The following is a 25,088-nucleotide window of genomic DNA, read 5'->3' as shown; positions in this document are numbered from 1 at the left end:
GGGGGGGGGCCGTCAGCCGCCGAGCGACGCTGGCAGCAGGCCGTCCACGAACGCCTCGGCATCGAACACGCGCAGGTCCGTCGCGGTCTCGCCGAGGCCTACGTAGCGAATCGGCAGGCCGAACTCACGTGCCAGGGCGAACATCACGCCGCCCTTGGCCGTCCCATCCAGCTTGGTCACGACCAACCCGGTCACGCCAGCGGTGTCGCGGAACTGGCGCACCTGGCTGATGGCGTTCTGGCCAGTGGTCCCATCGATCACCATGAGCACTTCGTGCGGGGCGCCGGGATCCAGCTTCTTCATGACACGGCCAATCTTGCCCAGCTCATCCATCAGGCCGCCCTGCGTATGCAGGCGGCCCGCCGTATCGGCGATGAGTACCCTGGTGCCCCGCGACCGTGCGGCCTGCAAGGCATCGAAGATCACGCTGGCCGCGTCGGCATCCTGGCCCTGCGACACCACCGGCACCTGGTTCCTGTCGCCCCAGGTCTTCAGCTGCTCCACGGCAGCGGCGCGGAACGTATCGCCCGCCGCGAGCATGACGCTGCGCCCCTCATCACTGAACCGGCGCGCCAGCTTGCCAATGGTGGTGGTCTTGCCGACGCCGTTGATCCCGACGGTAAGCACGACGAAAGGGGTATGCGTGCTGACGTCCAGCGGCTGCTCGACTGGCTTCAGCAGGGTAACGAGTTGTTCGCGCAGGGCCTTGAGCAAGGCACTGGCATCGGCGAACTCGCGCTTGTGCATCCGCTTGCGCAGGTCTTCCACCAGCGTGGTGCTGGCTTCCACGCCGACATCGGCGGTGATCAGCGCCGTTTCAAGTTCATCGAGGAGGTCGTCATCCAGGCGCGGGTTGCGGACGAACAGCGATGACAGGCTCTTCGCGAAGCCGCTGCCGGAAAGGCGCTCGCGCCAGCTGCGCTTCACCGGCTGCGCGGCCTGGGCTTCTGCGGCGACAACGGTCGCCTCCGCTTCGGCTTCCAGCTCGGGCGCCTCGGGCTCGGGCGGAGCGGTTTCGGCAAGCGCCTCCGCCGTGACCGGGCTGCTGTCGAACGTGACAGGGACTGCGGCCTGTTCCACGCGCTCGTCCAGGGGCGGCGCTTCGGGCGTCGCGGCGGGTTCGGCGGGCTTCTTCTTCCAGAACTTGAGCATTGCGCGGGGGATTCAAAGACAATAGGCGAATGCTAGCACTCTCGCCCCCTCTGGCCGCTGAGCGATGACCGCAAACGGCCGTATCCGCATCATTGGCGGCTCCCTGCGCAATTCACGGCTCGAGGTACCCGACCTGCCGGGGCTGCGCCCGACCACGGACCGTGTCCGCGAAACGCTGTTCAACTGGTTGCAGCCGGTCATTGGCGGCGCCCGCTGCCTGGATCTGTTCGCTGGCACAGGCGCACTCGGTATCGAGGCCCTGTCCCGTGGCGCGGCGATGGTCACCTTTGTCGAACGGGACGCCAGACTGGCCGCGGCGTTAAGGGCCAACCTCGCCCGGCTCAAGGTCCAGGCGGCCGTGGTTGGCGACGATGCCGTGCGCTGGCTGAAGGCGGGGGGCAAGCCCGCGGACGTGGTCTTCATGGACCCCCCCTTCGCCGGGGACCTGTGGGGCGATGCGGCTGATGCACTGGAGAGCCACGGCTGGCTGGCGCCCTCGGCGTGGATTTACGTGGAGGCGCCCAGGACCGCCAGTTCGGCGGTTCCGCCCACGTGGCAGGTGCACCGCCAGGGTGTTGCCGGGGAGGTTGCCTACACCCTCTATCGCCGCACCCCGGATGTTCCGCTAAGCTAGCCCGCGTTTTCCCTGACCCGTCCCTTCATGACTCATCCGCCGGTCAATCCGCGCCTCGCCGTTTACCCCGGTACGTTCGATCCCATCACGAACGGCCACGCGGACCTTGTGTCGCGTGCCGCCCCGTTGTTTGACCGTATCGTGGTAGCCGTTGCAGAGAGCCGAAACAAGGGCCCTGGCTTTAGCCTGGGCGAGCGCATCGCGCTGGCCCGGCTCGCCCTGGCCGACCTGCCGAACGTGGAAGTAAGGGGCTTCGATTGCCTGCTCGCCGATTTCGTCACCGAAATCGGCGCGGGCGTTATCCTTCGCGGGCTCCGCGCCGTGTCGGATTTTGAGTACGAGTTCCAGCTGGCCAGCATGAACCGCCATCTCATCCCCGGGGTTGAGACGCTGTTCCTGACCCCGGCGGAGCAGTACAGCTTCATCTCCTCGTCGCTTGTGCGTGAAATCGGTCGCCTGGGTGGCGATATTTCCGGCTTCGTGCATCCGGCGGTGCAGCAGGCCATGCGCCAGCGCTGGCGCAACTCTTGAAAACAAAGGTGATCATCATGCGTAAGTTCGTCCTCGCCGCGTCCGTGGCCCTGACCGCCGCCCTGGCCCTGTCCGCTTGCAACAAGTCGGAGGACACCGACCAGGCAGCCACGCAGCAGGAAGCCGCCGTCGCCAAGCCCACTGACCCGACCGATACCAAGGCCTGGAGCCAGTTCTTCGGCCAGATCGTGCGCAAGAACATGCAGGGTATGACGGCTGACCGCCCGTTCCCGTACTTCGTGCCCGCCGGCGATGACCAGGCTGGCCAGGACGGCCGCGCGCGCCAGCTCGATAACGTGCAGGGCACCGTGGCCCGTGGCGTCACCCCGGGCAACATGCTCGTGTTTGGTGGCCCTGAGTCGGCCAAGACCGCTGACCTGATCGTTGACGCCTTCAAGAGCGCCAACCCGGGCTCGTTCAAGAACGTGATCATCCTGTTCATCGGCGACCAGGCCGACCAGCAGCGCGTTGCCGACGCGCTGGCCCCGACCGGCGCGACCTTCCGCTTCGTCGCGATGTAAGTGGCGTAAGGCGAAAGGGGTGAATAGTCAGGAAGGGCGCCTCAGGGCGCCCTTCTTGTTGTGCGCCCCTACACAGGGCGGGCAGGCGAGAAACAGGCTAAAATGCGGCCATGTCCCTCCTGATCCTCGACACTTGCGTCAACTGCGACGTCTGCGAGCCCGTGTGCCCCAACAAGGCCATTTCGCTCGGCGAGCTGTATTACGTGATCGATCCGGACCTGTGCACCGAGTGCGTGGGCCATTTCGACAACCCGCAATGCGTCGAGGTATGCCCGGTCGAGTGCATTCCGCACGATCCCGATCATGTCGAGACCCATGATCAGCTCATGCTCAAATACGAGCACCTGATGGCGAAGGCGGCTTCGTAAGACCTCGGCGTCCCGATGGGTTAATCTCGCAGATCGAGATATTCCCCATGAAGTGAGGCCCCCATGGTCCATGCCCCATCGTGGCGCGTGCTCGCCGCGAGCCTGTTCCTTGTGGCTGGCTCCGGCGTTGCCGCCGCCGACCAGCATCCGCAGTCCGCCGCCGCACCTGCCACGCGTGGCCCCGGCCACGCCGCCATCGCCAGTGCGAACTACCTGGCCACCAACGCCGGGCTGGAAGTGCTGGCCAAGGGCGGCAATGCCTTTGATGCCGCCATCGCCGTGTCGTCAACGCTCGCGGTTGTCGAGCAGCAGAGCTCCGGTCTTGGCGGCGGCTTCATGGCAATGCTGCACGTGGCCAGGGACAACCGGGACATTTTCATCGACGCGCGCGAAACGGCGCCCAAGGCCGTCGATATGAAGGTATACGTCGGCAAGGATGGCAAGCCCAACCGTGATGTTTCCACGCACGGCCCGCTGTCCGCCGGTATTCCCGGAGAGCCGGCTGGCCTGGCCTGGATCGCGGCGCACTACGGCAAATTGCCGTTGTCGCAGTCGCTGGCTCCTGCCATCCGCGTCGCAACCGAGGGTTACCAGCCCGATGCCCGGTTCATCGGCACGATCGCGGAAAACCAGGATGTCCTCTCGCGGTACCCATCGTCGGCTGCCATTTTCCTGCCGGGTGGCAAGGCACCGGCCCAGGGCTGGACGCTGAAGCAACCGGACCTGGCCGGCACGCTCAAGCGCCTGGCGGCGAAGGGGGCCGATGGCTTCTACAAGGGTGAAACCGCGAAGCTGCTGGTGGATTCGTCGCGCAAAGCCGGCGGTAACTGGACCCAGGCCGACCTGGATGCCTACAAGGTGAAGGAGCGCGAGCCCCTGCGTATCGACTACAAGGGCTACCGCATCGTCACCGCACCTCCGCCGTCATCGGGTGGCGTGGCCATCGCAGAGGTATTGAACATCCTGGCCGGCTTCGACCTGTCGAAGCTCGATCTCGCGCATTCCACCCATCTCACGATCGAGGCCATGCGCCGCGCATTCCGCGACCACAACGAATACCTGGGTGACCCGGATTTCGTGAAGATGCCGCTGGATATGCTGCTTTCGCGCTACTACGCCGATGGGCTGCGGGCGACGATCTCGCCTGACAAGGCCACGCCTTCGGACCTCCTGCCCACGGCCATGGCCACCGAACCGGGTATGCACACCACCCATTTCTCGGTGATCGATGCGGACGGCAACATGGTGGCATCCACCCTCACGGTGAACCTGGAATTTGGCTCCGGTTTCGTCGCGGACGGCACCGGCGTATTCCTCAACGATGAGATGGACGACTTTGCCCTGGTCCCTGGCCAGCCGAACGCGTTTGGCTTGCGTGGTGCGGAGGCGAACAAGCCCGAGCCTGGCAAGCGCATGCTTTCGTCCATGTCGCCCAGTTTCGTTTTCGGGGCGGACCGCACGGCGGTCATTGGCTCGCCGGGCGGTTCCACCATCATTACCCAGGTGCTCGAGGGCATCCTGGCCTTCATCGACGGTAAGGGCGCAAGCGAGATAACCGCGCAAAAGCGCTATCACCACCAATACTTGCCCGATCGCGTGGACGTCGAAGATGGTGTATTCGACGCAGCCACGGCCAAGACGCTAACCGACATGGGCCATGTGCTTCGCCCTCGCTCGCCGTGGGGCTTCATGAATGTCGTGACCTGGGATCATCGCAATAACAAGCTCGAGGCTGCCAGCGATCCGCGCCGCCCCTCGGGCCTTGGCAAGGTGCAGTAAGGTAGCTCCATGGAACTCTTCTCGCTCATCGGGAATTCGCAGAAGCTGGATGGCGGTGCCATGTTCGGCAACGCCCCGCGCGCCATGTGGTCGCGCTGGGTCGCCCCGGATGACCAGAATCGCATTCCGCTCGCCTGCCGCTGCCTGCTCGTCCGCGACCTCGATGGCCGCAATGTGCTGTTCGAAACCGGGATCGGCGCGTTCTTCGATCCCGGGATGCGTGAGCGGTATGGTGTGGTCGAGGACCGGCACGTACTGCTGGATTCACTCGCCGCCGTAGGCCTTGGTCACGAAGATATCCACGCCGTGGTGCTGTCGCACCTGCACTTCGACCATGCGGGCGGCTTGCTGGCGCCATGGCAGCCAGGGCAGCCGGCGCAGCTGCTTTTCCCCAACGCGCGTTTCCTCGTAGGGCGGCAGCACTATGAGCGCGCCATGCATCCGCATCCGCGCGACCGCGCATCGTTCATACCGGAACTCATTCCCTTGCTCGAACAGAGTGGCCGGCTGGAGCTGGTCGATGCCGGCACGCTGTCATCACTGGGCGATGCCGTGCGGTTTGAGTTCTCCGATGGCCACACGCCAGGGCTGATGCTCGCTGAAGCAGGGGGCGTGGTCTTCTGCGCGGACCTCATTCCAGGCCGTGCCTGGGTGCATCTACCGGTCACCATGGGGTACGACCGGTGGCCGGAGAAACTGATCGATGAAAAGAAGGCGTTTCTAGACGATAAACTCGCGCGCGGCGTGCGGTTGTTCTTTACCCACGACCACGACTGCGCGATGGCATCGGTTGCCATCGATGAAAAAGGCCGGTATCACGCAGCCGATATCCATGCGGCGCTGGTCGGCTGGCAGGGCTAACGCGCGAGCAGGCGCGTATTCACAGGGGGCTTGATGAGGGCGAAGAAAAACGTGAACGGGCTGGGCCTGGCGTGGGGCGCGCGTGTCGCGGGCGCCCTGCTATTGCTTTGTGCCCTGGGGCTGATCGCGTGGAATGAGCGCCGGGTCATGGATTACTCGGCCGCGCTAAGCCGTCATGGGTCCCCGGTCCTCGATCTGGGCGCCGCCGGTCGCCCGGCTGCTGGCCAGTACGGCTCAACGACCCGAGTGAGCGGCATGCCGCAGGTGGTGGATGCGCCGCGCGACAATGAGTTCAACGTGCGCAGCGATTCCCCCGTGCTGGTCCGCCATGTGGAGATGTTCCAGTGGCGCGAAATCACGGTAGGCGGGGCCACGCATTACGAAATGGATTGGGTGGACCATCCGATCGACGCCACCGGCTTTGCCAAGCCGGCCGGGCACGTCAATCCGGGCGCGTTCCCGATCCAGGGCCGCCAGTTCGAAGCGGGTGAGGTACGGCTGGGCAATTTCCGCTTGGCCACCGAGATTGTTCGCGATTTCCCGGGACGGGTTCAGGTACCGGTGGATGGCAAATCGCTTCCGGCGAATCTTGCGGCCACGTTCACCGCTCACGACGGCGACCTGGTGACAAGCAGCAAGCCGGATCATCCGCACCTGGGCGATCTGCGCGTCAGCTGGGAGGCTGTTCCCCTGCAGGATATGACCGTCGTCGCCCGGATCGATGGCGATACCCTCGTCCCGGGAAAGCAGGCTCAGCCGGGCGACGCCGGGTTTGACGTGCAGGTCGGCGAACGCAGCCTGCTCGATGTCATTCCGGCGCTTCCCGAACCGCCTGGTGCTGTAGCCATCGTGCGGGGTAGCGCTTACCTGCTCGCCATGGCTGGTGCGCTTCTCCTGGCATGCGGTGGCCGCTTTCGCCGCGACATCCTGTTTGCCGTGGGCGTGGGCATGGTGGCTGTCTCGGCGGTAGCTGGTGCCATGTGGCTTGCTGGCGATGCGATGACGGCCAGCGTATGGTTGCTTTTTGCCGTGCTGGGGGCGGGGCTCGCCATCTGGCGCGTTCAACAACGCACCGCCCGCGGCGTCCACTGACAGGAGCACGCATGCGCATTACTGGTCTCTACGCCGCGCTGCTCGCCCTGTTGATGCTGGGGCTGGCCATCCGCGTCATGCTTTTGCGGCGGAATACGAGCATCGGGTTGGGCGATGGTGGTAATCGCACGCTCGCCTGTGCGGTGCGCGCGCACGGCAACGCCATCGAATACGTGCCTATCGGGCTTATCCTGCTGCTGGTGCTCGAACTCAACCAGACCTTGCCCGTCCTGCTGCACGCCTTCGGTATCGTGCTGCTGTTGGGGCGCGTGGTCCACGCGTTGGGCCTCTCGGCCACACCGGGCATGTCCGCGGGGCGCGCGGTGGGCGCGGCGCTAACCCTGCTGGTGCTGCTTGCGATGGCGCTGATGCTCATCTGGCAATACGTCGTAATCCACGTGATCGCCCCCTCACTGGTTTGACATCAATCCCTGAACCGTAGGGCCGACGCGCCCGCGCAGGAGCGCGTTATTCAGCAGCGCTGCCGTCGGCGAACGCGTAGACATGATCGGCCCAGCTCGTTGCTTCCACGTACAGGGCGGCCATCTGGTGAACGTGCTGGTCGCGCAACGCGGCGTCGCTTTCCAGCTCGCCTTCTTCCCAGTGGCGGACCTGGTCGAGGATCGATGCAAAGGGGCCCGTGCCGTCGAGCAGGGCCTCGCGGATCTCGATCGCCAGCGGCAGGTGCTCAAGCACGTAGGCCATGGAGACGTTCATCAGCGCGTCGAGCAGGGAGAACAGGCCGGCCGTGAAGGCCATTTCCTGCAGTTCCGGCTTGATGACACGTGCCAGCTTTTCGGACATATGCGCACGGATCAACGCCTGGCGGAGCAGCTCCGGCGGACGCTCCTCCATGCCGGAGACGGCCATGGTGAAGATCCAGTTGCGCATGCGATTCACACCGAAGAACACCGCTGCCTGTTCCACCGACTTCAGCTGGCGGGGCAGGGCGAAGTAGGCGGAGTTTACGCAGCCCAGCAACTTGTAGCTCAGGATGGCGTCGTCGCGAACGATCTTGCCCAGCTCGACGGGGCCGTTTTCCGGATCCTGCAAAGCGCCCATGAGGCGCAGCACGCCAAGCTTGCTCGGCGTGAGGCGGGGCATATCCACGCGCTCGGGGCGCAGCAGGTATTTGCCCTGGAAGCCATCCACGTCCTGATCGGCGTAGTCGGCAAAACTTTCATGCGTATCGATGCCGGTCACGATGACCTTGACGCCGAAGGCATGTACGTAATCCATGTGGGCGCGTGCCGCCACCGGGTGGCGATGATTCACGGCCACCTTGGCGAATTGCACGATGCGCAGCAGCGCATCCACGCCGGCGCGGTGCGCGGGATCGGCCGGCAGGTTGAAATCTTCCAGCATGAGCAGGCAGCCGTGGCTCTTGAGCTCACGGAGCTTTTCCAGCAGCTGGTCGTCGCTACCCAGGTCAGCGCTGATACTCGCGCCAAGCCGCGCGTTGTGGCGCAGGATATCGGCGTGTTCGAGCAACAGGTTGCGCGACATGTGCAGGAAGGCCCTGTTGTCGCGAACGAGCCGCTTCAGGCTGCCATCGGCGATAGCGCTCAGCGTCGCTTGCGTGTGCGCCGTGGCGGCGGTATCCACATCGACCCCCGCAGGGCGGGGAAACAGCAACTCGTAGGCAAACAGTGCCTGCTTGCGGTCAAGCACCGGCACGCGAACGATCGGGAGGATACCGTCGTCGTTCACCGCTGCCGCCTGGGGGTTCACTGCCATTGCTGTTCTTCTTAAGCCAAAACGGTGGGCGGGAGGGGTGTTGGTGGTGGGGTCAGACCTGCGCAAGTATCCCGGAGCGCAGGCTGACGTGGGTCGTGCCCCGTGGCCCGTAGGTGGAGGCTGCCCCGCCCGTCGAATCGCCTGTGATAAGCGCAAGCGCCTGGCGGACATGCCCGATACGCTGGCTGACGATGCGGCCGTTGGTCTCGTTGATGGAACGGCATTCGCCAATTCGTGCGAACGTGGCGGCCCAGCGCGCATCATTCGCGCTATCAATGCCGCCGGCATGGCTGAGCTGGCGGCGCTCGGTATCAAGGCGATCAATACGGTCGAGCAGGTGGCCCTTGCTCCGCGTCGCGTTCTGCAACGCGTCGCTGTTAGCCTGGTCGAGCGCCATGCGCTCGTCGATCAGGCAGGCATGCAGCGCGTCGACCTCACGGGCGAGGTCGCCCATCACGGCGCTCAGCGCGGTGTCGAAGTCACGGCTGCCGGCATTCATGCCTTGCCACCCATCTGCGATTCCATGGCCAGGAACTTGCTGGCAATGGCCTGGGCATCCGGCTTGTAGGTGCCGTCGGCGATTTTCGAGCGGATTTCATCGAGTCGCTTCGTGTCGATGCCATCCGAACGGCTGGCGGCATCGAGCGCCTTGGCCGAGTCGGTGATGTTCACGCTGTCATCCGTGGGCCGTACGCTGGCGGCGCCCTCGGCCTTGGCGGTACCGCCGGCCGGGCTCTGCGAGCGCAGCTGCACCGGCGGCTGCTGGGCCTGGATGCCCGGTTTGATTGTGGTCGTCATGGGTGTATCCCTCGGAACATGTGCCCTTCGAACCCTTTATCGGCCCTCGGGGCACAAACTTTAACTGGCGCTATCCGGCAAAATGTGACCGGATTCCTAGTTCGTTCATGGCAGTACGGCGACAGATCCCGGCCCGCTGACGACCGCGTCCAGGATCTTCCCTGAAGACGCATTGCGGACCTTGACCCTGGCACCGGCATCGCCGGCGCCCATCGCCACGCCATCGGCGTGAATCACCACGCCATCCACACTGGCTTCCATGCTGACGGCATCGCCCACGCGTACGGCCTGGCGGCCTGCGAGCATACCCGGTGTCAGCACGGTACCGGCGTTCAGCGGGCGCGCCAGGGCGCGCCCGCTGACCTGGTCCAGACTGGCCACGTAACCGTAGGCCAGGCTGGCGACATCCCGTTCCTCGGCGCGGACATCGCCCGCACCCAGGCCGTCACCCCGCGCCAGGGGGCGCGTGGTGACCAGGACATCGGTAAACATGCGTACCCGGACAGGCACGCGCGCCGTCCAGCCGCCCTGTACCGGGCAGTGGACGACCACACTCACGCGCGAGCTGATCGGCCGGTTCCCCGGTACGGAGACGTCCAGTGGCGCTGAACAGTCGGCCAGGCGCAGGCGGCTATCCAGCGGATCCGCCTCGGCCACCATGCGGGCCCCGGGCAGCGTGCGGTTCTGCTTCAGCCACGCCACGGCGGAATCCCTCAGCGTGTCCAGCGACTGGCTTGCCGCCGCGGCGAGCGGGCAGGCGGCCAGGGCGGTCACGAGGGCAGTCGTGGCGAGGCGGTGCATCATGCAGCGTGCACCGCGAAGGCCGCGGAGAGCCCCTGGGTCACGTTATCCAGTTCCTTGAGCAGGCCCGCCACCATGTGGCTCGCATCAGCGTGACGGCCTTCACCCAGGGTAATGGCGTACGACGAGGCCAGGGCGCTGAAGCGCTCGGCGGCGGCTTGCGTGGCATCGGTGCTCCCATCGGCCCGGCGAATACGCAACTGGTCGATGCAGCGCATAAGCGGCGTCGTATCGAGCCAGCGGCGATCCAGGCCAGCCGGGTCGCGCGCGGCAAGCTCCACGGCAAAACGAAGCCCCTGGCAGGCCTCGCGGATCATCTGGCTCAACGTAGCGGCGTCGAGTGCGCCCTCGGTTTCCAGCTTGGCAAGGCCAAGACGGTGAGCGAGCACCGTGGCGCGTGCGGCCGAGTCTGCCTGGCGGCGTACTTCGTTCGCGACGCGGCCCAGGGCGGATTGATTCGTTTGCACGGTGGCGACGCGCCCCTGTAGCGCGCCAAGGCCCTGGCGGGCGGCGTCGAGATTGCCGCGTGCGCCGCGGACGGCCTCGTCGATGCGGCCCATGGCCGCCTGCATGCCTTCCACGCCGGCCTGGGTGGTATCCAGGCGGCGCAAGCTGCTCTGCACGGCATCGTCGAGGTGGTGGGAGAACTCACCCACGGCATGGGTCACCTGATCGATCTCTGCGGTCGCCTGGGTGGTTTTCTCGGCCAGTTGCTTCACCTCGTCGGCCACGACCGCAAAGCCGCGGCCGGCCTCACCGGCGCGCGCGGCTTCAATCGCCGCGTTCAGCGCCACGAGGTTGGTCTGGTGGGCAATATCCTGCACGGCGGCTGTGAGCTTGCGGATCGCCGTGAAGTATTCGGAGAACTGTGCGTGGTTGCGGCTCATGCCGGCCAGCGCACTGCGCAGGAGGCGAAGCTGGCCATCCAGATCGCCGGCCGTCGCGACGCCTTGGGTGCCCACGTCGCTCACGGAGGCGACGCCCGCATGCGCGTGATCCACGGCTGTCGAAATTCCGCCGCTGGCTTCCGTCAAACGGCTGGCGCCATCGCGTGCAGCATCCACCGTCGTCCCCAATTCCTGAAGGGTGGCGCCGAGCGCGTGGGCGCTCGTCAAGGCCATGCCCTGCTGCTCGATCGCCTGGATGGTCGTGGCGGCGGCGGTGCGCGGCTCGGCCTTCGGCGGGTTCAGCAAGGTCCCCAGCGCGCTTGCGGCGGCCGGGTACTGCGCCGAAAGGGCCCGGACACGCGCGGCGTCGCCGCTGGCGGCGGCGTGGGCGAGGAGGCGAACGTGCTGGCTCCAGAGCAGGGTCATGTCGTACTTGCGCTCATCAATAAGGGTCGCCCACTACATCGGTAGCGAACGGTGGTACTTGAGCCAAGCAATCCCCGTGCCACAAAAAGGCATAAAGAACGCGGGTGGCGCGCCGATACCCCAGCGACGCCTTTCCCTATGCAGTAGCCCCCATGGCCCGACCGCTCCTCGATACCGTGGAAACCTTCACCCGCCTGGCGGGCCACAATCGCGTGGCCATGCTCCTGTTCCGGCTGGGTGACAGGCAGGCCTTCGGCATTAACGTGTTCAAGGTACGCGAGGTACTGCGCCGGCCGCGGCTGGAGCGCATGCCCAGCATGCATGAGCTGGTTTCCGGCAGCTTTGATTACCGCGGGCAGACCATTCCGGTCATCGACCTGGCAGCCGCCATGGGTTATCCGCCGCTGGCCAGCGTGGATAGCGCGCACCTTATCGTCACCGAATTCAGCCGGTCGGTGCAGGGATTCCTGGTATCGGACGTGGACCGGATCGTCCACGTGGATGGGGCCAACATGGCCGCTCCGCCGCCTGCGCTTGGCTATGGCGCCCGTGTGAACGCCGTGACCCGGCTCGATGGCGACCTGCTTGCCGTGGTCGATGTAGAGCAGGTGCTGGCGGCCGTTAACCCGCAGCAGGTCGAGATCTCCGACAAGGTGCAGCAGGCCGCCCACGTGCAGCAGGGCGGCAACCGCCGGGTGCTGGTCGTGGATGATTCCCTGGTGGCCCGCACCCAGCTCGCCGACCTGTTCCGCAAGCTGGACCTGGAGTGCCTGCTCGCAAAGGATGGCGCCGAAGGCCTGGACATGTTGCGTAGCCTGGCCATGGGCCCGGACGCCGAGCGGGTGAACCTGGTCGTCTCCGATATCGAAATGCCCTCGATGGATGGTTATGCGCTGACCCGCGCGATTCGTGAGGACGCTCAGTTGCGGGGCCTGCGGGTCCTGCTGCATAGCTCATTGAGCGGTGTGTTCAACGAGGCCATGGTCGCCCGGGTGGGTGCCGATCGCTTTATCGCCAAGTTCCAGCCCGAGGTACTGGCGACCGCGGTGCTGGAGCTGTTGCCGGCCTGACCGGCGCGACGGCGCAACGTCGGCAGACCCCGGATGCGCGGCGTCGGAAAACTGGCGCCGGACCGACGACGGGCTGGCGGTTGAACCCACGAACGGCGCTACGGCGCCGTTTCGCGTTATGGGGCAGGGCGTGGCACGCGTCTTGCTGATCCCCATGGGCCAAGACCCAAGAGGGGGCCCACGCCCATGATCGACAAACCAGATCCGCTGCTCGGCATGCACCCACAGGCACTCGGCCTGTGGCAGCGCCGTGCGGAAATCATCTCGTCGAACCTCGCCAATGCGGATACCCCGGGCTTCCTCGCCCGCGATGTTGACTTCCGCAAAGCCCTTACGGCGGCAAGCGGGGCCGAGGACGGTAACCAACTGCAGATGGCGGCGACGGAATCCGGCCATATCGGCGGTAACCCCACCTACGCCCTGGCCGATGCCGACCAGCTCAAGTACCGCACCGCCACGCAGCCGTCCATGGATGGCAACACCGTGGATACGCAGGTCGAGCAGGCCCAGTTTGCTGGCAACGCCATCCACTACCAGGCGTCGCTGAGCTTCATCACCGCGCAGATTCACATGATGCGCACCGCCATCACCGGAGGCAGCTCATGAGCCTGCTCAAGATCTTTGACGTGGCTGGCTCCGGCATGGCCGCGCAGTCGGCCCGCCTCAATACCACCGCCAGCAACATGGCCAACGCCGATAGCGTGGCCAGCAGCGAGGCGGGTGCCTACCGTGCCAAGCAGCCGATGTTTTCCTCGGTGCAGGCCATGGTCAACGGCCAGATGGAGAACGAGGGTGTCCGCGCCATGGGCATCACCGAAAGCCAGGCGCCTGTGCAGGCCCGCTACGAGCCTTCCAATCCCATGGCGGATGCCGACGGCAACGTCTGGCAGAGCAACGTCAACCCGGTCGACGAGCTGGTCAACATGATCTCCGCGTCGCGCTCCTACCAGAACAACGTCGAAGTCATGAACAGCGCAAGGCAGCTCATGCAGAAGACGCTCGACCTCGGCAAATAAGGCCTTCCATCATGACCACCGTCAACGGCACCAGCAGTACCAGCGGCACCAGCAGCACCAGCGGCAGCTCGTCCCAGCTGCAGCAGCAAACGCTCGATCAGTCCGATTTCCTGAAGCTGATGGTCACCCAGATGACCAACCAGGACCCGACCAAGCCAATGGACGCCAATGACATGGTGGCCCAGATGGCGCAGTTCTCCCAGGTGGCCGCTACCCAGGAACTGCAGTCCTCGTTTGACACCTTGTCGTCCAACCTCACTGGCGATCAGTTCGTGCGCGCGGCGTCGCTGGTCGGCAACGATGTCCTCGTGCCGTCGAGCGCAGGCAAGCTCACCGATTCGACGCTTTCCGGTGCGGTCAACGTACCGACGTCGGGTACCTATGTCAGCGTCCAGATCAAGGACAGCGCCGGCAACGTGGTCCGCACCATTCCCATGGGCCAGCCGGATGCGGGCCTTCAGCAGTTCACCTGGGATGGCAAATCCGACGACGGTACTCAGCTCGCGGATGGCGTCTACCAGATCTCCGCCACGTCCGGCACCACGGCTGCCGACACGTTCATCAAGGGCAAGGTGGAAGGCGTTGGCGCCTCCGGCACCGACGGCACGTACGTGCAGGTGGCCGGTTACGGCGGCGCCCTGCTCAGCCAGATCGCCCAAATCCTGTAATCCCACCGAGGACCTACCTCCATGCCTTTCGATATCGCGCTCAGCGGCATCAACGCTGCTTCAACGGACCTGGAAGTCACCGCCAACAACATCGCCAACACCAGCACCGTGGGCTTCAAGGGCTCGCGTGCGGAGTTCTCGCAGGTGTATTCGGTGGCCGGCCAGAACCTTTCCGCCACGGCCAGTGGCAACGGCGTACGCGTCACCAACATTGCCCAGCAGTTCAGCAACGGCAACATGACGCAGACCGGCAATTCGTACGATATGGCCATTAGCGGTACGGGCTTTTTCACCCTGCGCGATGGTTCGGGCTATTCGTACACCCGTGCCGGCAATTTCCATCCGGACGACAACAACTACATCGTGAACGCCACCGGCCAGCACCTGCAGGTGTACCCGCCGACGGCGTCGGGCGGCTTCGACCAGAGCGCCCTGCAGGACCTGCAGCTCACCTCGGGCACCTCCGCCGCCAAGGCCAGCGCCAATATCGGTATTTCGGCCAACCTTTCGGCCAGCGCCTCGGCCCCGGCCAACGCAACCTTCGATCCCAAGGACGACACCTCTTACAACTCGATGTCGACCTTCCAGGCTTACGATTCGCTGGGCGCGGCGCATACGGTGAACGTGTACTACGCGAAGGACGCCACCGGCTCCAACCAGTGGAACGCCTACATGACCGTGGACGGCACCCAGGTAGGTGGCGCCCAGGCCATGACGTTCAACAGCGGCGGCTCCATGCTGACGCCCACGAACGGCAAGCTGAACTTCGGTGCGGTCTCGCCCAACCCGGGCGCGAACCCGATGAACCTGACGCTCGACATGAGCAAGGTCACCCAGTTCGGCGATGCCTCCTCGACCACCGCCACCACCAACGACGGCTACGCCGCCGGCAAGTTCTCGGCGATCGACGTGGCCTCCGATGGCACGGTGTCGGCGAAGTACACCAATGGTGTGTCGGTGCCGCTGGGCCAGGTCGCCCTGGCCACCTTCGCCAACCCGCAGGGCCTGCGCCAGCTGAACGACACGAACTGGGCCGCCTCGGCCGATTCGGGCCAGCCGGTTCGCGGTTCGGCCGGCTCCGGTGACATGGGTGATATCGAATCCGGCCAGCTCGAAGCCTCCAACACGGCCGACCTGACCGCCCAGCTGGTCAACATGATCAAGGCGCAGCGCAACTACCAGGCCAACGCCCAGGTCATCTCGACCGACAACACGCTGACCCAGACGATCATTAACATCCGCAACTAAGCCCCGGTGGCGGGCGCGGCGTGATCGCCGCACCCGCCCAGGGCCGTCGCAGGGAAAACCGCCATGGACCGTTCCGTATATGTAGCGATGACCGGCGCCACGCAGACCATGCGGGCACAGGCCGAAGTCGCGCACAACCTGGCCAACGCCAACACCACCGGCTTCAAGGCCGAGCTGTCGGCGTTCCAGAGCCTGCCGGTCCAGGGCGATGGCTTGCAGACGCGTATCAATGGCGTGGCCCAGGGCATCGGTTTCGATACCACCCAGGGCAACCAGATGGCCACGGGCAACGACCTGGATATCGCCATCCAGGGGAACGGCTGGATCGCCGTGCAGACCCCGAATGGCGACGAGGCTTACACGCGCGCCGGCAACCTGCGCATCGACGCCGACGGTCTTTTGACGGATATGCGTGGCAATACCGTCATGGGCGGCGGCGGCCCCATCACGATCCCGCAGGCTTCCAGCGTGAAGATCGGTAGTGACGGCACGATTTCCGTGGTCCCGCTGGGTCAGTCGCCGAATACGCTTACAACCACCGACCGCATCAAGCTGGTGAATCCGGGTGACGACCAGCTGCAGGCCGGCGCCGATGGCCTCATGCACACGCGTGACGGCAATCCGGCCGAGGCCGACGCCAACGTCCGCGTGGTCTCTGGCGAGCTGGAATCCAGCAACGTCAACCCTTCCGAAGTGCTCGTGAAGATGATTTCCCTCTCCCGGGAATACGAAATGCAGGTCCGTTCGATAAAAGCTGCGGACGAAAACGAGCAGTCGGCATCGAAATTGCTACAGGTGGGGTAACCACCGCCGCGCGACGCAAAACCGTCGCGGCATAGCAGGCGCCAAGCGCGCAGGAGTCAAAGATGTTCACGTCCCTCTGGATCGCCAAGACCGGCCTCGATGCGCAGCAGACGCGCATGGATGTCGTCTCGAACAACCTGGCCAACACGAACACCACGGGCTTCAAGCGCGCCCGCGCCGAGTTCGAGGATCTGGCCTACCAGAACCGTGGCCAGGCCGGCGGCCAGACGACCGAGCAGACCACCTCGCCGACCGGCTTCATGATCGGTACCGGTGTACGCGTGGTCGGCACCCAGAAGATGTTCGAGCAGGGCGGTTCGCAGCAGACCGATAACCCGCTCGATGTGCGCATCGATGGCCGCGGCTTCCTGCAGGTCACCATGCCCGATGGCACCGTCGGCTACACGCGTGATGGTTCGCTCAAGCGCGACCAGGATGGCCAGATCGTCACGAACGATGGCTACCCGCTCGAGCCGGCCATCAACATCCCTGCCAACGCGACGGCGGTGACGATCGGCAACGACGGCACGGTGAGCGTGACCACGCAAGGCAACTCCGCCTCGCAGACGGTGGGCCAGATCCAGCTCGCCGACTTTGTTAACCCCGCGGGCCTGGAGCCTCGCGGCGACAACCTGTACCTGGAGACCACCGCCAGCGGCACGCCGCAGACGGGTACGGCCGGCCTGAACGGCCTCGGCAACATCCAGCAGAACGCCCTCGAATCGTCGAACGTCAACGTCGTCGAGGAAATGGTGAACATGATCGAAACCCAGCGCGCCTACGAGATGAACTCGAAGGCCGTATCGGCGGCCGATCAGATGCTCCAGTTCATCACCCAGAAGACCTGATGAGCTACGCCATGAATCGCCTCTCCGCCCGTCTTTTCGTCGCCGCGCTGCCGATCGCCACCCTCGCGGGTTGCGCCATCGTGCCGCCGACGCCCAAGCCGATGTATACCGCCACGCTGCCGGAAGAGCCGGCCCGCACCGCCATGCCCAGCGGCTCCATCTATGCCGACCAGCAGTCGATGGAGCTATTCGCCGACCCGCGCGCCCACCGCATGGGCGATATCCTGACCATCACCCTGGTGGAAAGCACGCAGGCCAGCAAGAAAGCCGCGACCAGCACCAGCAAGAAAAACGGCAACAACATCACGGCGCCGTCGCTGCTTGGCCACGGTTTGAAAGTAGGCGGCAAGGTGGCCGACAGCAGCCTGGCATCCAGCAACTCGTTCGATGGCGATGGTGCCTCCAGCCAGAGCAATACGCTCAATGGCGAAATCACCGTCACGGTCAGCAAGCGCCTGAGCAACGGCGCGCTGGTGGTACAGGGTGAAAAGTGGCTCACCATCAACCAGGGTGAGGAACTGGTCCGCATTTCCGGCATCGTGCGTCCGCAGGATATCGGCAACGACAACGTTGTTCTTTCCAGCCGCGTCGCCGATGCCAAGATCGAATACGTCGGCAAGGGTACGCTGGCCGATTCGAACACGCGCGGCTGGCTGTCGCGCTTCTTCGATTCGAAGTGGATGCCGTTCTGATGAAGACCGCATTCGCCCGTCTCCGCGTTATCAGCCGCACCGCTGCCGCCGTGCTGGCGCTGTTCGCCATCGTGCCGGCGCATGCCGACAAGATCCGCGACCTGGCGCAGGTGGGCGGCGTGCGCAGCAACCAGCTGGTGGGCTACGGCCTGGTCGTGGGCCTGGATGGCAGTGGTGATCAGACCAGCCAGGCCCCGTTCACCACGCAGAGCCTGGAGAACATGCTCCAGCAGTTTGGCGTGAACGTGCCCAGCAACGTGCGGCCGCAGCTGAAGAACGCAGCGGCCGTCACTATCACCGCCGAGATCCCGCCGTTCGCGAAGCCGGGCCAGAAGATCGACGTGACCGTGGCTTCGATCGGTAACGCCAAGAGCATTCGTGGCGGTGAGCTGCTGATGTCGCCGCTGAAGGGTGCCGATGGCCAGGTGTATGCCATCGCCCAGGGCAGCGTCATCGTCGGCGGCGTCAGCGCCCAGGGTAAGAGCGGTTCCAGCGTGCAGGTGAATATCTCCGCCAGCGGCCGTATCCCGGGCGGCGGCAGCATCGAACGCAGCGTGCCTACGGCGTTCGACAAGGGCGGCGATATCATGCTTAACCTGAACACCGCCGACTTCATGACGGCCAATCGCGTAGCCCAGGCTGTGAACAGCAGCTTTGGCGCCGGTACCGCCAACGCCATCGATTCGGCCACCATCGCCGTGCGTGCACCGCTCGATCCGTCGCAGCGCGTGTCCTGGCTGGCCACCATCCAGGCACTGGATGTCACGCCGGGTGATGCGCCGGCCCGCGTGATCGTCAATTCGCGCACGGGCACCGTGGTCATCGGCTCGGATGTGAAGGTCGGCACCGCCGCCGTGGCCCATGGCTCCATCCAGGTCACGATCAGCGAGCAGCCGCAGGTTAGCCAGCCCGGCGCCTTCAGCCGCGGCCAGACCGCCGTCGTGCCCAGCAGCCAGGTGGCGGTCAGCGAGAACGGCGGCCACATGTTCAAGTTTGGCCCGGGCACCAGCCTGGATTCGATCGTGCGCGCGGTGAACCAGGTCGGTGCGTCGCCCAGCGATCTCATTTCCATCCTGCAGGCACTGAAAGAGTCCGGTGCGTTGCGCGCGGAACTGGTGGTGATCTGACATGGCTACCGCGGTCGACAACCAGCGTCTTGGCACTTACTCGGACATGTCCGCGTTTGCCGGCCTGCGTTCGGCCGCGCAGCAGGATTCCAAGGCCGCACTGCCCACGGTCGCCAAGCAGTTCGAATCGATCTTCACCCAGATGATGCTGAAGTCCATGCGCGACGCCAGCGCCGCCATGGGTGGTGACGACATCATGGGTTCCAGCGAGGCCAACTCGTACCGCGACATGCTGGACCACCAGTTGTCCGTGACGCTGTCGCAGGGTAAGGGCATCGGTATTGCCGATATGCTCGTGCGCCAGCTGGGCGGGGCATCTGCCTCGGGAAGTGATCGCGACAACGGCCTGTTTGATGGCGTGACCGGTTCGGCCTCCACGGCCGATGCCGTGTCGTCGCCCTCGGACCAGAACAGCGGCTTGATGAACTCGCTCGAGCGCATGCTCTCCAGTGCGGGCCGCACGGTGGGGCAGGGTGCTTCCGCCGTCGCCAACGCCGTGGGTTCGATCGACAGCCCGCAGGAGTTCGTCGAGAAATTCGCCCCGCACGCCATTGAGGCTGCAAAGAAGCTTGGCGTGTCCGTGCGCGCGCTGCTCGCGCAGGCCGCGCTCGAGACCGGTTGGGGCAAGCACATGCCTGCCCAGGGCAGCACGGCCAGCAACAACATGTTTGGCATCAAGGCTGGCAGCAGCTGGGATGGCAAGCGGGTCAACGTACCAACACTGGAATACGAAAACGGCGTGGCCGTGCGCAAGAAGGATAGCTTCCGCGCGTACGACTCCCCGTCGGATTCCTTCAAGGATTACGCCGATATGGTCGCCAGCAGCCCGCGTTACGCGAAGGCCGTTGGCCGCGGCGACGATATCGCGGGCTTCGCCCATGCGCTTACCCAGGGCGGTTACGCCACGGACCCGAGCTACGCGCAGAAGCTTACCGATATCGCCAATGGCCCGGTGATGAAGCAGGCGCTCGCAGCGCTCAAGCACATCGCTGCGGATCTTTAACCACGGGCCTGGTGAAGAGAACAAAAGGAACTAACGATGGCTGACTTACTTTCCACCGGTGTCTCCGGCCTGCTTGCCTCGCAAGTGGGTCTGTCGACCGTTGGCAATAACATCAGTAACGTGAACACGGTCGGCTATAGCCGGCAGACGACCACGTTCAATGCGCGTGCGCCGCAGTACCAGGGTGGCTACTACGTCGGCCAGGGTGCCGATGCGGTCAGTGTGCAGCGTGCGTACAGCCAGTTCCTCACCCAGCAGGTGTGGTCGGCGAGCTCGAGTCAGAGCCGGGCGTCCCAGTTTGCGAGCCTTACCGCATCAGTGAATAACGTCGTCAGCGGCTCGACCAACCTGCAAACCTCGCTCGACAGTTTCTTCGGTGCCATCAGTGATGTGGCTAATGCGCCCGTGGATACGGCCAGTCGGCAGGCTCTGATTGGCCAGATGAACTCGCTCGTGTCGACGTTCAAGTCGCTGTCCACTCAGTTCCAGTCGCTGGATTCGCAGACGAACCAGCAGATCAGCAGCGCTGTCGATAACATAAACACGCTGGCGCAGAACATCGCCAACCTCAACGGGCAGATCCAGAAGGCCTATGCAAGCGGTGCTGAGCCGAGCGAGCTGCTCGACCAGCGCGACCAGGCGGTGGCCAACCTGTCGTCCATTGTCGGCGTGAATGTCACGCAGACCAGTGACCACATGTACACCGTGAGCGTGGGGAACGGCCTGCCCCTCGTCAACGGCACCAGCTCCACCAAGCTGGCAACCGCGACCAACCAGTACGATTCGTCCCGCCTCGAGGTCGTCGACCCCCAGGGTACGGTGATCTCCAACCAGTTGGGTTCCGGCTCGCTGGGCGCCACGTTTGATTTCCGCACCACGGTACTCGATCCCGCCCGGAACCAGCTCGGCCGGGCCGCCGTCGCTTTGACCTCGGCGGTGAACAAGCAGAGCGCCCAGGGCATCGACCTGAACGGCGATGCGGGCGGGAACATGTTCAACATCGGCGATCCGGCGGTGTTCAACAGCACGAAGAACACTGGTACCGCGACGGTTTCCGCCACGATCTCCGATGTCTCCAAGCTGGATAGCTCCGACTACATCATGCGCTTCGATGGCGTGAAGTGGACGGCGTCGACGACGTCCGGCGTTACGGTACCCATGTCCGGAACCGGCAGCGCTACCGATCCGTTCGTCGTCGGTGGCATGCAGGTCACCGTGACGGCTGGCGCCGCCGCGGGCGATTCGTTCCAGATCCAGCCCACGCGCAATGCCGCGTCGTCGCTCAGCGTGGCGATCAGCGATACCAACAAGATCGCCGCCTCCGGTCCGCTCGCCGCGAGCAAGGCATCAACAAATACCGGTAGTGGCGTTCTCGGCGCGTTGACCGTCACCGATACCACGAACGCCAATTTCAAGACGCCGGCCAATATCGTCTTTACCTCGGCAAACACGTACAGCATCGACGGCGGCCCGGATCAGAATTACACCCCAGGCGACAAGATTGTCGGTAATGGCTGGTCGCTGACCCTCACCGGCAAGCCCGCCACCAACGATACCTTTAGCGTCAAGCCTGCCAGCAGCGCCAGTGGCGATAACGGCAATGCCCTCGCGTTGGCCAACGTCGCGAATGTAGGTGTGCTCGATGGCGGCGTGACCACGGTTGGCAAGGCATACAGCCAGCTCATCGCCCAGGTGGGCACCGCGGGTGCGTCGGCCAACACAGCGCTGAGCGCGCAGCAAAGCATCCTCGACCAGGCCACGGCGTCGCAGCAGAGCGTCGCAGGCGTGAACCTAGATGAGGAGGCCGCCAACCTCCTGAAGTTCCAGCAGGCCTATGCGGCGTCCGCCCAGGTGATTACCACGGCGAACACCATTTTCCAGTCACTACTTTCCGCCGTGCAGGGCTGATCATGCGTATTTCCACGACCTGGCAGCAGCAGCAGTCCGTCAACCAGATGCTGAACCGGCAGTACGAGCTGTCGCAGACACAGCTCGCCCTGGGCAACGGCAAGGCGATCCAGTCGCCATCGGACAACCCTGCTGCCGCCGCACGCGCAGTCGACGTAAGCTCGGCCAGCGCGCAGAACGACCAGTACACGCGAAACATCAACATGGCCAATACGCGCCTGTCGGTGGAAGAGCAGTCTTTGTCGAATGCCTCGGATATCCTGGATCGTATCCGGACGCTCGCGTTGCAAGGTACCAACGGCACGCAGACCGACGAATCGCGTAAATCCATCGCGACGGAAATGCGACAGAACCTTCAGCAGCTGGTGGCGTTGGCGAACACGAAGGATGGGCAGGGCGAATACATTTTTGCTGGCAACCTCACATCCTCGCAGCCGTTCACGCAGTCGGGACTGGGCGTGTCGTATTCGGGCGACCAGGGGCAGCGCATGGTTGCTGCTGGCGCCGGCCTGCAGGTGGCCACTGGCGACAGTGGCGATGACGTGTTCATGTCGATCAAGGGCGGTAACGGCACATTCCAGACGGCGGCGGGCACCGCCAACACCGGTACCGGTGTCGTGGGTGCTACGTCCGTCACCGATACATCCGCGTGGACCGGTGGCAGTTACACCATCACATTCACCGACGCGAATAATTACGAGATCCATGACGCCGCTGACCCGACGGGCCCGGCCGTCAGCACCGGGACCTACACGGGTACGTCTGGCGTCATCAATTTCAATGGCGCGCAGATCAACCTGACGGGCTCACCTGCCGCGGGCGATACGTTCTCCGTCACGCCATCGTCGTCGCAGGATGTGTTCTCGACCGTCGCTGGCCTTATCACCGCTTTTGAAACGCCAGGCGGTGGTGCAGCGATGAATAACGCCGTGAATGCGCAGCTGCAGAACCTTGATCAGGCGGCAGGAAGTTTCCTCGATACGCGCACGCAAATTGGCGCGCGCATGAATACGCTCGATCAGCAAACCAGCCTGGGCTCGGACATGAAGCTGCAGTACGACAGCACGCTGTCCGATCTGCAAGATCTCGATTACGCCAGCGCCGCGAGCAAGTTCTCACAGCAGCAGACGGCACTCGATGCCGCGCAGCAGGCATACGTAAAGATGCAGAACCTTTCGCTCTTCAATTACCTCAAGTAATTCGACGGCGCTGTAGGGGCGCGCTTGCGCGCGATCACGCGCAAGCGCGCTCCTACAGGGCTCCGAAAGTCAGAACGCGTTAGACGTTCACTAAGGATGGTTTTGCCGGGCGGTCGCCACCACGCCACGGTTTCTTGCGACACCTTGGGTTGACCTTTTCCACCAACGGCACGGTTGCCGGCCAGGAGCCTCTGGCCGGATTTCCACACAAGGAAGCGAAAAATGGGCCTAAACCCCGGCGCGAAAGTGCCGATACCTCCCTCGACAGTGGCTGGGCAGAGCTCCTTTCACTGCCCCGTCAAAAAATAACTGTTGACAGGTAGAAAAAGTTCTCAAGTTTCCTCCCGGCGTGCCGTAAACCTCTCTGAGGCGGAAGGCTTCCCTATCGGAACCCCGCCGGAATACGCCGCACCTACTCCGGCAATTCGGTTCCGCTACCAAAGGATCAAAACGATGTCTCTGACCATCAACACCAACATCATGTCGCTGAATGCTCAGCGCAACCTGAACACCTCGCAGACCAAGCTGGCTTCGGCCATCGAGCGCCTGTCGTCGGGTAACCGCATCAACAGCGCGAAGGACGACGCCGCCGGCCTCGCCATTTCGACCCGCATGACCACCCAGATCAACGGCCTGAACCGCGCGGTGCAGAACGCCAACGACGGTATCTCGCTGTCGCAGACCACCGAGTCGGCCCTGGACGAAGTCACGAACAACCTGCAGCGCATCCGCGAGCTGGCCGTGCAGTCCACCAACGCTTCCAACTCGGACAGCGACCGCGCCGCCCTCGATTCCGAAGTGCAGCAGCGCCTGTCGGAAGTGACCCGTATCGCCACGCAGACCAACTTCAACGGCATGAAGGTGCTGGACGGCTCGGCCCAGAACCTGAGCTTCCAGGTCGGTGCGAACGTCGGTGAAGTCATCAATGTCGGCCTGGACAAGGGCATGAAGGCGTCGCAGGTTGGCCAGCTGGCCACCGGTTCGCTCGCCAAGGCGACCTTCCCGACCGGCCTGGACCTGAAAGCGGGTGACCTGACGGTCAAGGTCGGCACCGCCGGCACTGCGGTCAATGTCGCCGCCGGCCAGTACAACAGCGTTTCGGATCTTGCCGCGGCGATCAACACGGCGGCCGGCTCCAGCGTGGCTACGGTCGACAGCACCACGGGCGAGCTCTCGGTGTTGGGCGGCACGACCGACGACATCACGTTCGCTGGCACAGCCAAGACGGCTCTTGGCATCACCGACTACACGGCGAGTGCTACCCCCGCCGCGGCCGTCTCGACCAAGGCAGTCGCCGGCACGGCGACGTCGATCACCCTGGCGAAGGGTGACCTGTCGCTCAGCGTCGGTGGCACCTCGCTCGACATCGAAGGTTCGTTCAAGTCCATGCAGGACGTGGCCGATGCGATCAACTCGCAGTCGGGCAAGGGCATCAACGCCTACGTTGCACAGGACGGCTCGCTGAAGTTCTCGTCCGCCCAGGCCATCACGGTCAAGGCTACGACGGGCACCGGCGCCGCCACCCTTGGCTTCCCGACCACCTCGACGACCTACGCCGTGGACGACAATACGACCCTGGCCGACTCGAACATCAAGACGGTTGACGGCGCCAACGCCACCATCAACCGCATCGATGCGGCCCTGCAGTCGGTATCGGACCTGCGTTCGCAGCTCGGCGCCGTGCAGAACCGCTTCGAGTCGACCATCTCGAACCTGCAGAACATCTCGCAGAACCTGACCTCGTCGAAGTCGGCCATCACCGACGCCGACTTCGCCCAGGAAACCGCGAACATGTCCTCGGCGCAGATCCTGCAGCAGGCTGGCGTCTCGGTGCTCGCCACCGCGAACTCCTCGCAGCAGATCGTGACCAAGCTCCTCGGCTAATCGCCCGGAGCTCCGCCTCCCCGGGAGTGATCCC

The 25,088-nt window shown here is 64.6% G+C and carries 27 protein-coding genes; 21 read left to right on the top strand and 6 right to left on the bottom strand.

From position 1 onward, the window contains the following. Nucleotides 1-12 precede the first annotated feature (12 nt). Nucleotides 13-1,152, bottom strand: coding sequence for a signal recognition particle-docking protein FtsY (ftsY, locus tag L2Y97_RS16970; protein ID WP_247428915.1), 1,140 nt, complete (start codon nt 1,150-1,152; stop codon nt 13-15). A 64-nt stretch (nt 1,153-1,216) separates the two neighbouring features. Between ftsY and rsmD the strand changes: the two genes are divergently transcribed. The 8 genes from rsmD (at nt 1,217) to L2Y97_RS16930 (ending at nt 7,360) form a co-directional block, all read left to right on the top strand. Beyond that, nucleotides 1,217-1,786 (top strand): 16S rRNA (guanine(966)-N(2))-methyltransferase RsmD, encoded by a 570-nt coding sequence (gene rsmD / locus L2Y97_RS16965; RefSeq protein ID WP_247428913.1) that lies wholly within the window; start codon nt 1,217-1,219, stop codon nt 1,784-1,786. Nucleotides 1,787-1,813: 27 nt separating this feature from the next. Further along, nucleotides 1,814-2,317, top strand: a complete 504-nt coding sequence (gene coaD / locus L2Y97_RS16960) for a pantetheine-phosphate adenylyltransferase (RefSeq protein ID WP_247428911.1) — start codon at nt 1,814-1,816, stop codon at nt 2,315-2,317. Between the two features lie 17 nt (nt 2,318-2,334). Then, entirely contained in the window at nt 2,335-2,838 is a 504-nt protein-coding gene (locus tag L2Y97_RS16955) for a hypothetical protein (RefSeq protein WP_247428909.1), read from the top strand. Between the two features lie 110 nt (nt 2,839-2,948). After that, a complete protein-coding gene (locus tag L2Y97_RS16950) occupies nt 2,949-3,206 on the top strand; it encodes a YfhL family 4Fe-4S dicluster ferredoxin (RefSeq protein ID WP_247428908.1) in 258 nt (85 codons plus the stop codon). Between the two features lie 63 nt (nt 3,207-3,269). Next, the gene (ggt, locus tag L2Y97_RS16945; protein WP_247428906.1) at nt 3,270-4,985 is read left to right on the top strand and encodes a gamma-glutamyltransferase; all 1,716 of its coding nucleotides are present in this window, start codon (nt 3,270-3,272) and stop codon (nt 4,983-4,985) included. Between the two features lie 9 nt (nt 4,986-4,994). Beyond that, nucleotides 4,995-5,846, top strand: a complete 852-nt coding sequence (locus L2Y97_RS16940) for an MBL fold metallo-hydrolase (RefSeq protein ID WP_247428904.1) — start codon at nt 4,995-4,997, stop codon at nt 5,844-5,846. Between the two features lie 33 nt (nt 5,847-5,879). Beyond that, complete coding sequence (locus tag L2Y97_RS16935) at nt 5,880-6,938, top strand: TMEM43 family protein (protein ID WP_247428902.1); 1,059 nt, start codon at nt 5,880-5,882, stop codon at nt 6,936-6,938. 11 nt (nt 6,939-6,949) lie between these two features. Continuing rightward, nucleotides 6,950-7,360 (top strand): MAPEG family protein, encoded by a 411-nt coding sequence (locus L2Y97_RS16930; protein ID WP_247428900.1) that lies wholly within the window; start codon nt 6,950-6,952, stop codon nt 7,358-7,360. Between the two features lie 46 nt (nt 7,361-7,406). Here the strand turns inward: L2Y97_RS16930 and L2Y97_RS16925 are convergent, their stop codons facing one another. The 5 genes from L2Y97_RS16925 to L2Y97_RS22435 all read right to left on the bottom strand — a co-directional run bounded on the left by L2Y97_RS16925 (nt 7,407) and on the right by L2Y97_RS22435 (nt 11,587). Further along, nucleotides 7,407-8,675, bottom strand: coding sequence for an EAL and HDOD domain-containing protein (locus tag L2Y97_RS16925; RefSeq protein WP_247428898.1), 1,269 nt, complete (start codon nt 8,673-8,675; stop codon nt 7,407-7,409). Nucleotides 8,676-8,727: 52 nt separating this feature from the next. Then, nucleotides 8,728-9,174, bottom strand: a complete 447-nt coding sequence (locus tag L2Y97_RS16920) for a flagella synthesis protein FlgN (protein ID WP_247428896.1) — start codon at nt 9,172-9,174, stop codon at nt 8,728-8,730. After that, entirely contained in the window at nt 9,171-9,473 is a 303-nt protein-coding gene (gene flgM, locus L2Y97_RS16915; RefSeq protein ID WP_247428895.1) for a flagellar biosynthesis anti-sigma factor FlgM, read from the bottom strand. The genes L2Y97_RS16920 and flgM overlap by 4 nt, the downstream gene beginning before the upstream one ends. A gap of 105 nt (nt 9,474-9,578) precedes the next feature. Then, on the bottom strand, nt 9,579-10,277 hold the full coding sequence (gene flgA / locus L2Y97_RS16910) for a flagellar basal body P-ring formation chaperone FlgA (RefSeq protein WP_247428893.1): 699 nt from the start codon (nt 10,275-10,277) through the stop codon (nt 9,579-9,581). Then, nucleotides 10,274-11,587, bottom strand: coding sequence for a methyl-accepting chemotaxis protein (locus L2Y97_RS22435; protein WP_283248289.1), 1,314 nt, complete (start codon nt 11,585-11,587; stop codon nt 10,274-10,276). The genes flgA and L2Y97_RS22435 overlap by 4 nt, the downstream gene beginning before the upstream one ends. Nucleotides 11,588-11,739: 152 nt before the next feature. Here L2Y97_RS22435 and L2Y97_RS16900 point away from each other — a divergent pair, with 152 nt between their 5' ends. From L2Y97_RS16900 to L2Y97_RS16840, 13 genes are all read left to right on the top strand, one after another. Further along, entirely contained in the window at nt 11,740-12,657 is a 918-nt protein-coding gene (locus L2Y97_RS16900; RefSeq protein WP_247428892.1) for a chemotaxis protein, read from the top strand. 186 nt (nt 12,658-12,843) lie between these two features. Continuing rightward, nucleotides 12,844-13,263 carry a flagellar basal body rod protein FlgB gene (flgB, locus tag L2Y97_RS16895; RefSeq protein WP_247428889.1) on the top strand — a complete coding sequence of 140 codons (420 nt, stop codon included), beginning with the start codon at nt 12,844-12,846 and terminating at the stop codon, nt 13,261-13,263. After that, entirely contained in the window at nt 13,260-13,673 is a 414-nt protein-coding gene (flgC, locus tag L2Y97_RS16890; RefSeq protein ID WP_247328420.1) for a flagellar basal body rod protein FlgC, read from the top strand. Before flgB ends, flgC begins: the two co-directional genes overlap by 4 nt. 11 nt (nt 13,674-13,684) lie before the next feature. After that, nucleotides 13,685-14,341, top strand: a complete 657-nt coding sequence (locus tag L2Y97_RS16885) for a flagellar hook assembly protein FlgD (RefSeq protein ID WP_247428886.1) — start codon at nt 13,685-13,687, stop codon at nt 14,339-14,341. A gap of 21 nt (nt 14,342-14,362) precedes the next feature. After that, a complete protein-coding gene (gene flgE / locus L2Y97_RS16880; RefSeq protein WP_247428883.1) occupies nt 14,363-15,589 on the top strand; it encodes a flagellar hook protein FlgE in 1,227 nt (408 codons plus the stop codon). A gap of 63 nt (nt 15,590-15,652) precedes the next feature. Then, a complete protein-coding gene (flgF, locus tag L2Y97_RS16875; RefSeq protein ID WP_247428880.1) occupies nt 15,653-16,393 on the top strand; it encodes a flagellar basal-body rod protein FlgF in 741 nt (246 codons plus the stop codon). Nucleotides 16,394-16,455: 62 nt separating this feature from the next. After that, nucleotides 16,456-17,241: a flagellar basal-body rod protein FlgG gene (flgG, locus tag L2Y97_RS16870; RefSeq protein ID WP_247428877.1), complete on the top strand. Its 786-nt coding sequence runs from the start codon at nt 16,456-16,458 to the stop codon at nt 17,239-17,241. After that, entirely contained in the window at nt 17,241-17,933 is a 693-nt protein-coding gene (gene flgH / locus L2Y97_RS16865; protein ID WP_247428874.1) for a flagellar basal body L-ring protein FlgH, read from the top strand. Before flgG ends, flgH begins: the two co-directional genes overlap by 1 nt. Next, nucleotides 17,933-19,060: a flagellar basal body P-ring protein FlgI gene (locus L2Y97_RS16860; RefSeq protein ID WP_247428871.1), complete on the top strand. Its 1,128-nt coding sequence runs from the start codon at nt 17,933-17,935 to the stop codon at nt 19,058-19,060. The genes flgH and L2Y97_RS16860 overlap by 1 nt, the downstream gene beginning before the upstream one ends. Nucleotide 19,061: 1 nt before the next feature. Further along, nucleotides 19,062-20,063, top strand: a complete 1,002-nt coding sequence (gene flgJ, locus L2Y97_RS16855; RefSeq protein ID WP_247428869.1) for a flagellar assembly peptidoglycan hydrolase FlgJ — start codon at nt 19,062-19,064, stop codon at nt 20,061-20,063. A 36-nt stretch (nt 20,064-20,099) separates the two neighbouring features. Beyond that, the gene (gene flgK / locus L2Y97_RS16850) at nt 20,100-21,971 is read left to right on the top strand and encodes a flagellar hook-associated protein FlgK (RefSeq protein ID WP_247428867.1); all 1,872 of its coding nucleotides are present in this window, start codon (nt 20,100-20,102) and stop codon (nt 21,969-21,971) included. Between the two features lie 2 nt (nt 21,972-21,973). Then, nucleotides 21,974-23,170: a flagellar hook-associated protein FlgL gene (gene flgL / locus L2Y97_RS16845; protein WP_247428866.1), complete on the top strand. Its 1,197-nt coding sequence runs from the start codon at nt 21,974-21,976 to the stop codon at nt 23,168-23,170. Nucleotides 23,171-23,623: 453 nt separating this feature from the next. Then, nucleotides 23,624-25,054: a flagellin N-terminal helical domain-containing protein gene (locus L2Y97_RS16840; protein ID WP_247428864.1), complete on the top strand. Its 1,431-nt coding sequence runs from the start codon at nt 23,624-23,626 to the stop codon at nt 25,052-25,054. Nucleotides 25,055-25,088 lie beyond the last annotated feature (34 nt).

It is taken from the genome of Luteibacter aegosomatissinici, assembly GCF_023078495.1.
Taxonomy (GTDB): Bacteria; Pseudomonadota; Gammaproteobacteria; order Xanthomonadales; family Rhodanobacteraceae; genus Luteibacter; species Luteibacter aegosomatissinici.
This window is presented reverse-complemented; position numbering and strand designations above follow the sequence as displayed.

What these genes read in the sequence shown, in the direction of transcription:
- ftsY (WP_247428915.1), bottom strand. Translation starts at nt 1,152, where the DNA reads ATGCTCAAGTTCTGGAAGAAGAAGCCCGCCGAACCCGCCGCGACGCCC.
- rsmD (WP_247428913.1), top strand. Translation starts at nt 1,217, where the DNA reads ATGACCGCAAACGGCCGTATCCGCATCATTGGCGGCTCCCTGCGCAAT.
- coaD (WP_247428911.1), top strand. Translation starts at nt 1,814, where the DNA reads ATGACTCATCCGCCGGTCAATCCGCGCCTCGCCGTTTACCCCGGTACG.
- L2Y97_RS16955 (WP_247428909.1), top strand. Translation starts at nt 2,335, where the DNA reads ATGCGTAAGTTCGTCCTCGCCGCGTCCGTGGCCCTGACCGCCGCCCTG.
- L2Y97_RS16950 (WP_247428908.1), top strand. Translation starts at nt 2,949, where the DNA reads ATGTCCCTCCTGATCCTCGACACTTGCGTCAACTGCGACGTCTGCGAG.
- ggt (WP_247428906.1), top strand. Translation starts at nt 3,270, where the DNA reads ATGGTCCATGCCCCATCGTGGCGCGTGCTCGCCGCGAGCCTGTTCCTT.
- L2Y97_RS16940 (WP_247428904.1), top strand. Translation starts at nt 4,995, where the DNA reads ATGGAACTCTTCTCGCTCATCGGGAATTCGCAGAAGCTGGATGGCGGT.
- L2Y97_RS16935 (WP_247428902.1), top strand. Translation starts at nt 5,880, where the DNA reads ATGAGGGCGAAGAAAAACGTGAACGGGCTGGGCCTGGCGTGGGGCGCG.
- L2Y97_RS16930 (WP_247428900.1), top strand. Translation starts at nt 6,950, where the DNA reads ATGCGCATTACTGGTCTCTACGCCGCGCTGCTCGCCCTGTTGATGCTG.
- L2Y97_RS16925 (WP_247428898.1), bottom strand. Translation starts at nt 8,675, where the DNA reads ATGGCAGTGAACCCCCAGGCGGCAGCGGTGAACGACGACGGTATCCTC.
- L2Y97_RS16920 (WP_247428896.1), bottom strand. Translation starts at nt 9,174, where the DNA reads ATGAATGCCGGCAGCCGTGACTTCGACACCGCGCTGAGCGCCGTGATG.
- flgM (WP_247428895.1), bottom strand. Translation starts at nt 9,473, where the DNA reads ATGACGACCACAATCAAACCGGGCATCCAGGCCCAGCAGCCGCCGGTG.
- flgA (WP_247428893.1), bottom strand. Translation starts at nt 10,277, where the DNA reads ATGATGCACCGCCTCGCCACGACTGCCCTCGTGACCGCCCTGGCCGCC.
- L2Y97_RS22435 (WP_283248289.1), bottom strand. Translation starts at nt 11,587, where the DNA reads ATGACCCTGCTCTGGAGCCAGCACGTTCGCCTCCTCGCCCACGCCGCC.
- L2Y97_RS16900 (WP_247428892.1), top strand. Translation starts at nt 11,740, where the DNA reads ATGGCCCGACCGCTCCTCGATACCGTGGAAACCTTCACCCGCCTGGCG.
- flgB (WP_247428889.1), top strand. Translation starts at nt 12,844, where the DNA reads ATGATCGACAAACCAGATCCGCTGCTCGGCATGCACCCACAGGCACTC.
- flgC (WP_247328420.1), top strand. Translation starts at nt 13,260, where the DNA reads ATGAGCCTGCTCAAGATCTTTGACGTGGCTGGCTCCGGCATGGCCGCG.
- L2Y97_RS16885 (WP_247428886.1), top strand. Translation starts at nt 13,685, where the DNA reads ATGACCACCGTCAACGGCACCAGCAGTACCAGCGGCACCAGCAGCACC.
- flgE (WP_247428883.1), top strand. Translation starts at nt 14,363, where the DNA reads ATGCCTTTCGATATCGCGCTCAGCGGCATCAACGCTGCTTCAACGGAC.
- flgF (WP_247428880.1), top strand. Translation starts at nt 15,653, where the DNA reads ATGGACCGTTCCGTATATGTAGCGATGACCGGCGCCACGCAGACCATG.
- flgG (WP_247428877.1), top strand. Translation starts at nt 16,456, where the DNA reads ATGTTCACGTCCCTCTGGATCGCCAAGACCGGCCTCGATGCGCAGCAG.
- flgH (WP_247428874.1), top strand. Translation starts at nt 17,241, where the DNA reads ATGAGCTACGCCATGAATCGCCTCTCCGCCCGTCTTTTCGTCGCCGCG.
- L2Y97_RS16860 (WP_247428871.1), top strand. Translation starts at nt 17,933, where the DNA reads ATGAAGACCGCATTCGCCCGTCTCCGCGTTATCAGCCGCACCGCTGCC.
- flgJ (WP_247428869.1), top strand. Translation starts at nt 19,062, where the DNA reads ATGGCTACCGCGGTCGACAACCAGCGTCTTGGCACTTACTCGGACATG.
- flgK (WP_247428867.1), top strand. Translation starts at nt 20,100, where the DNA reads ATGGCTGACTTACTTTCCACCGGTGTCTCCGGCCTGCTTGCCTCGCAA.
- flgL (WP_247428866.1), top strand. Translation starts at nt 21,974, where the DNA reads ATGCGTATTTCCACGACCTGGCAGCAGCAGCAGTCCGTCAACCAGATG.
- L2Y97_RS16840 (WP_247428864.1), top strand. Translation starts at nt 23,624, where the DNA reads ATGTCTCTGACCATCAACACCAACATCATGTCGCTGAATGCTCAGCGC.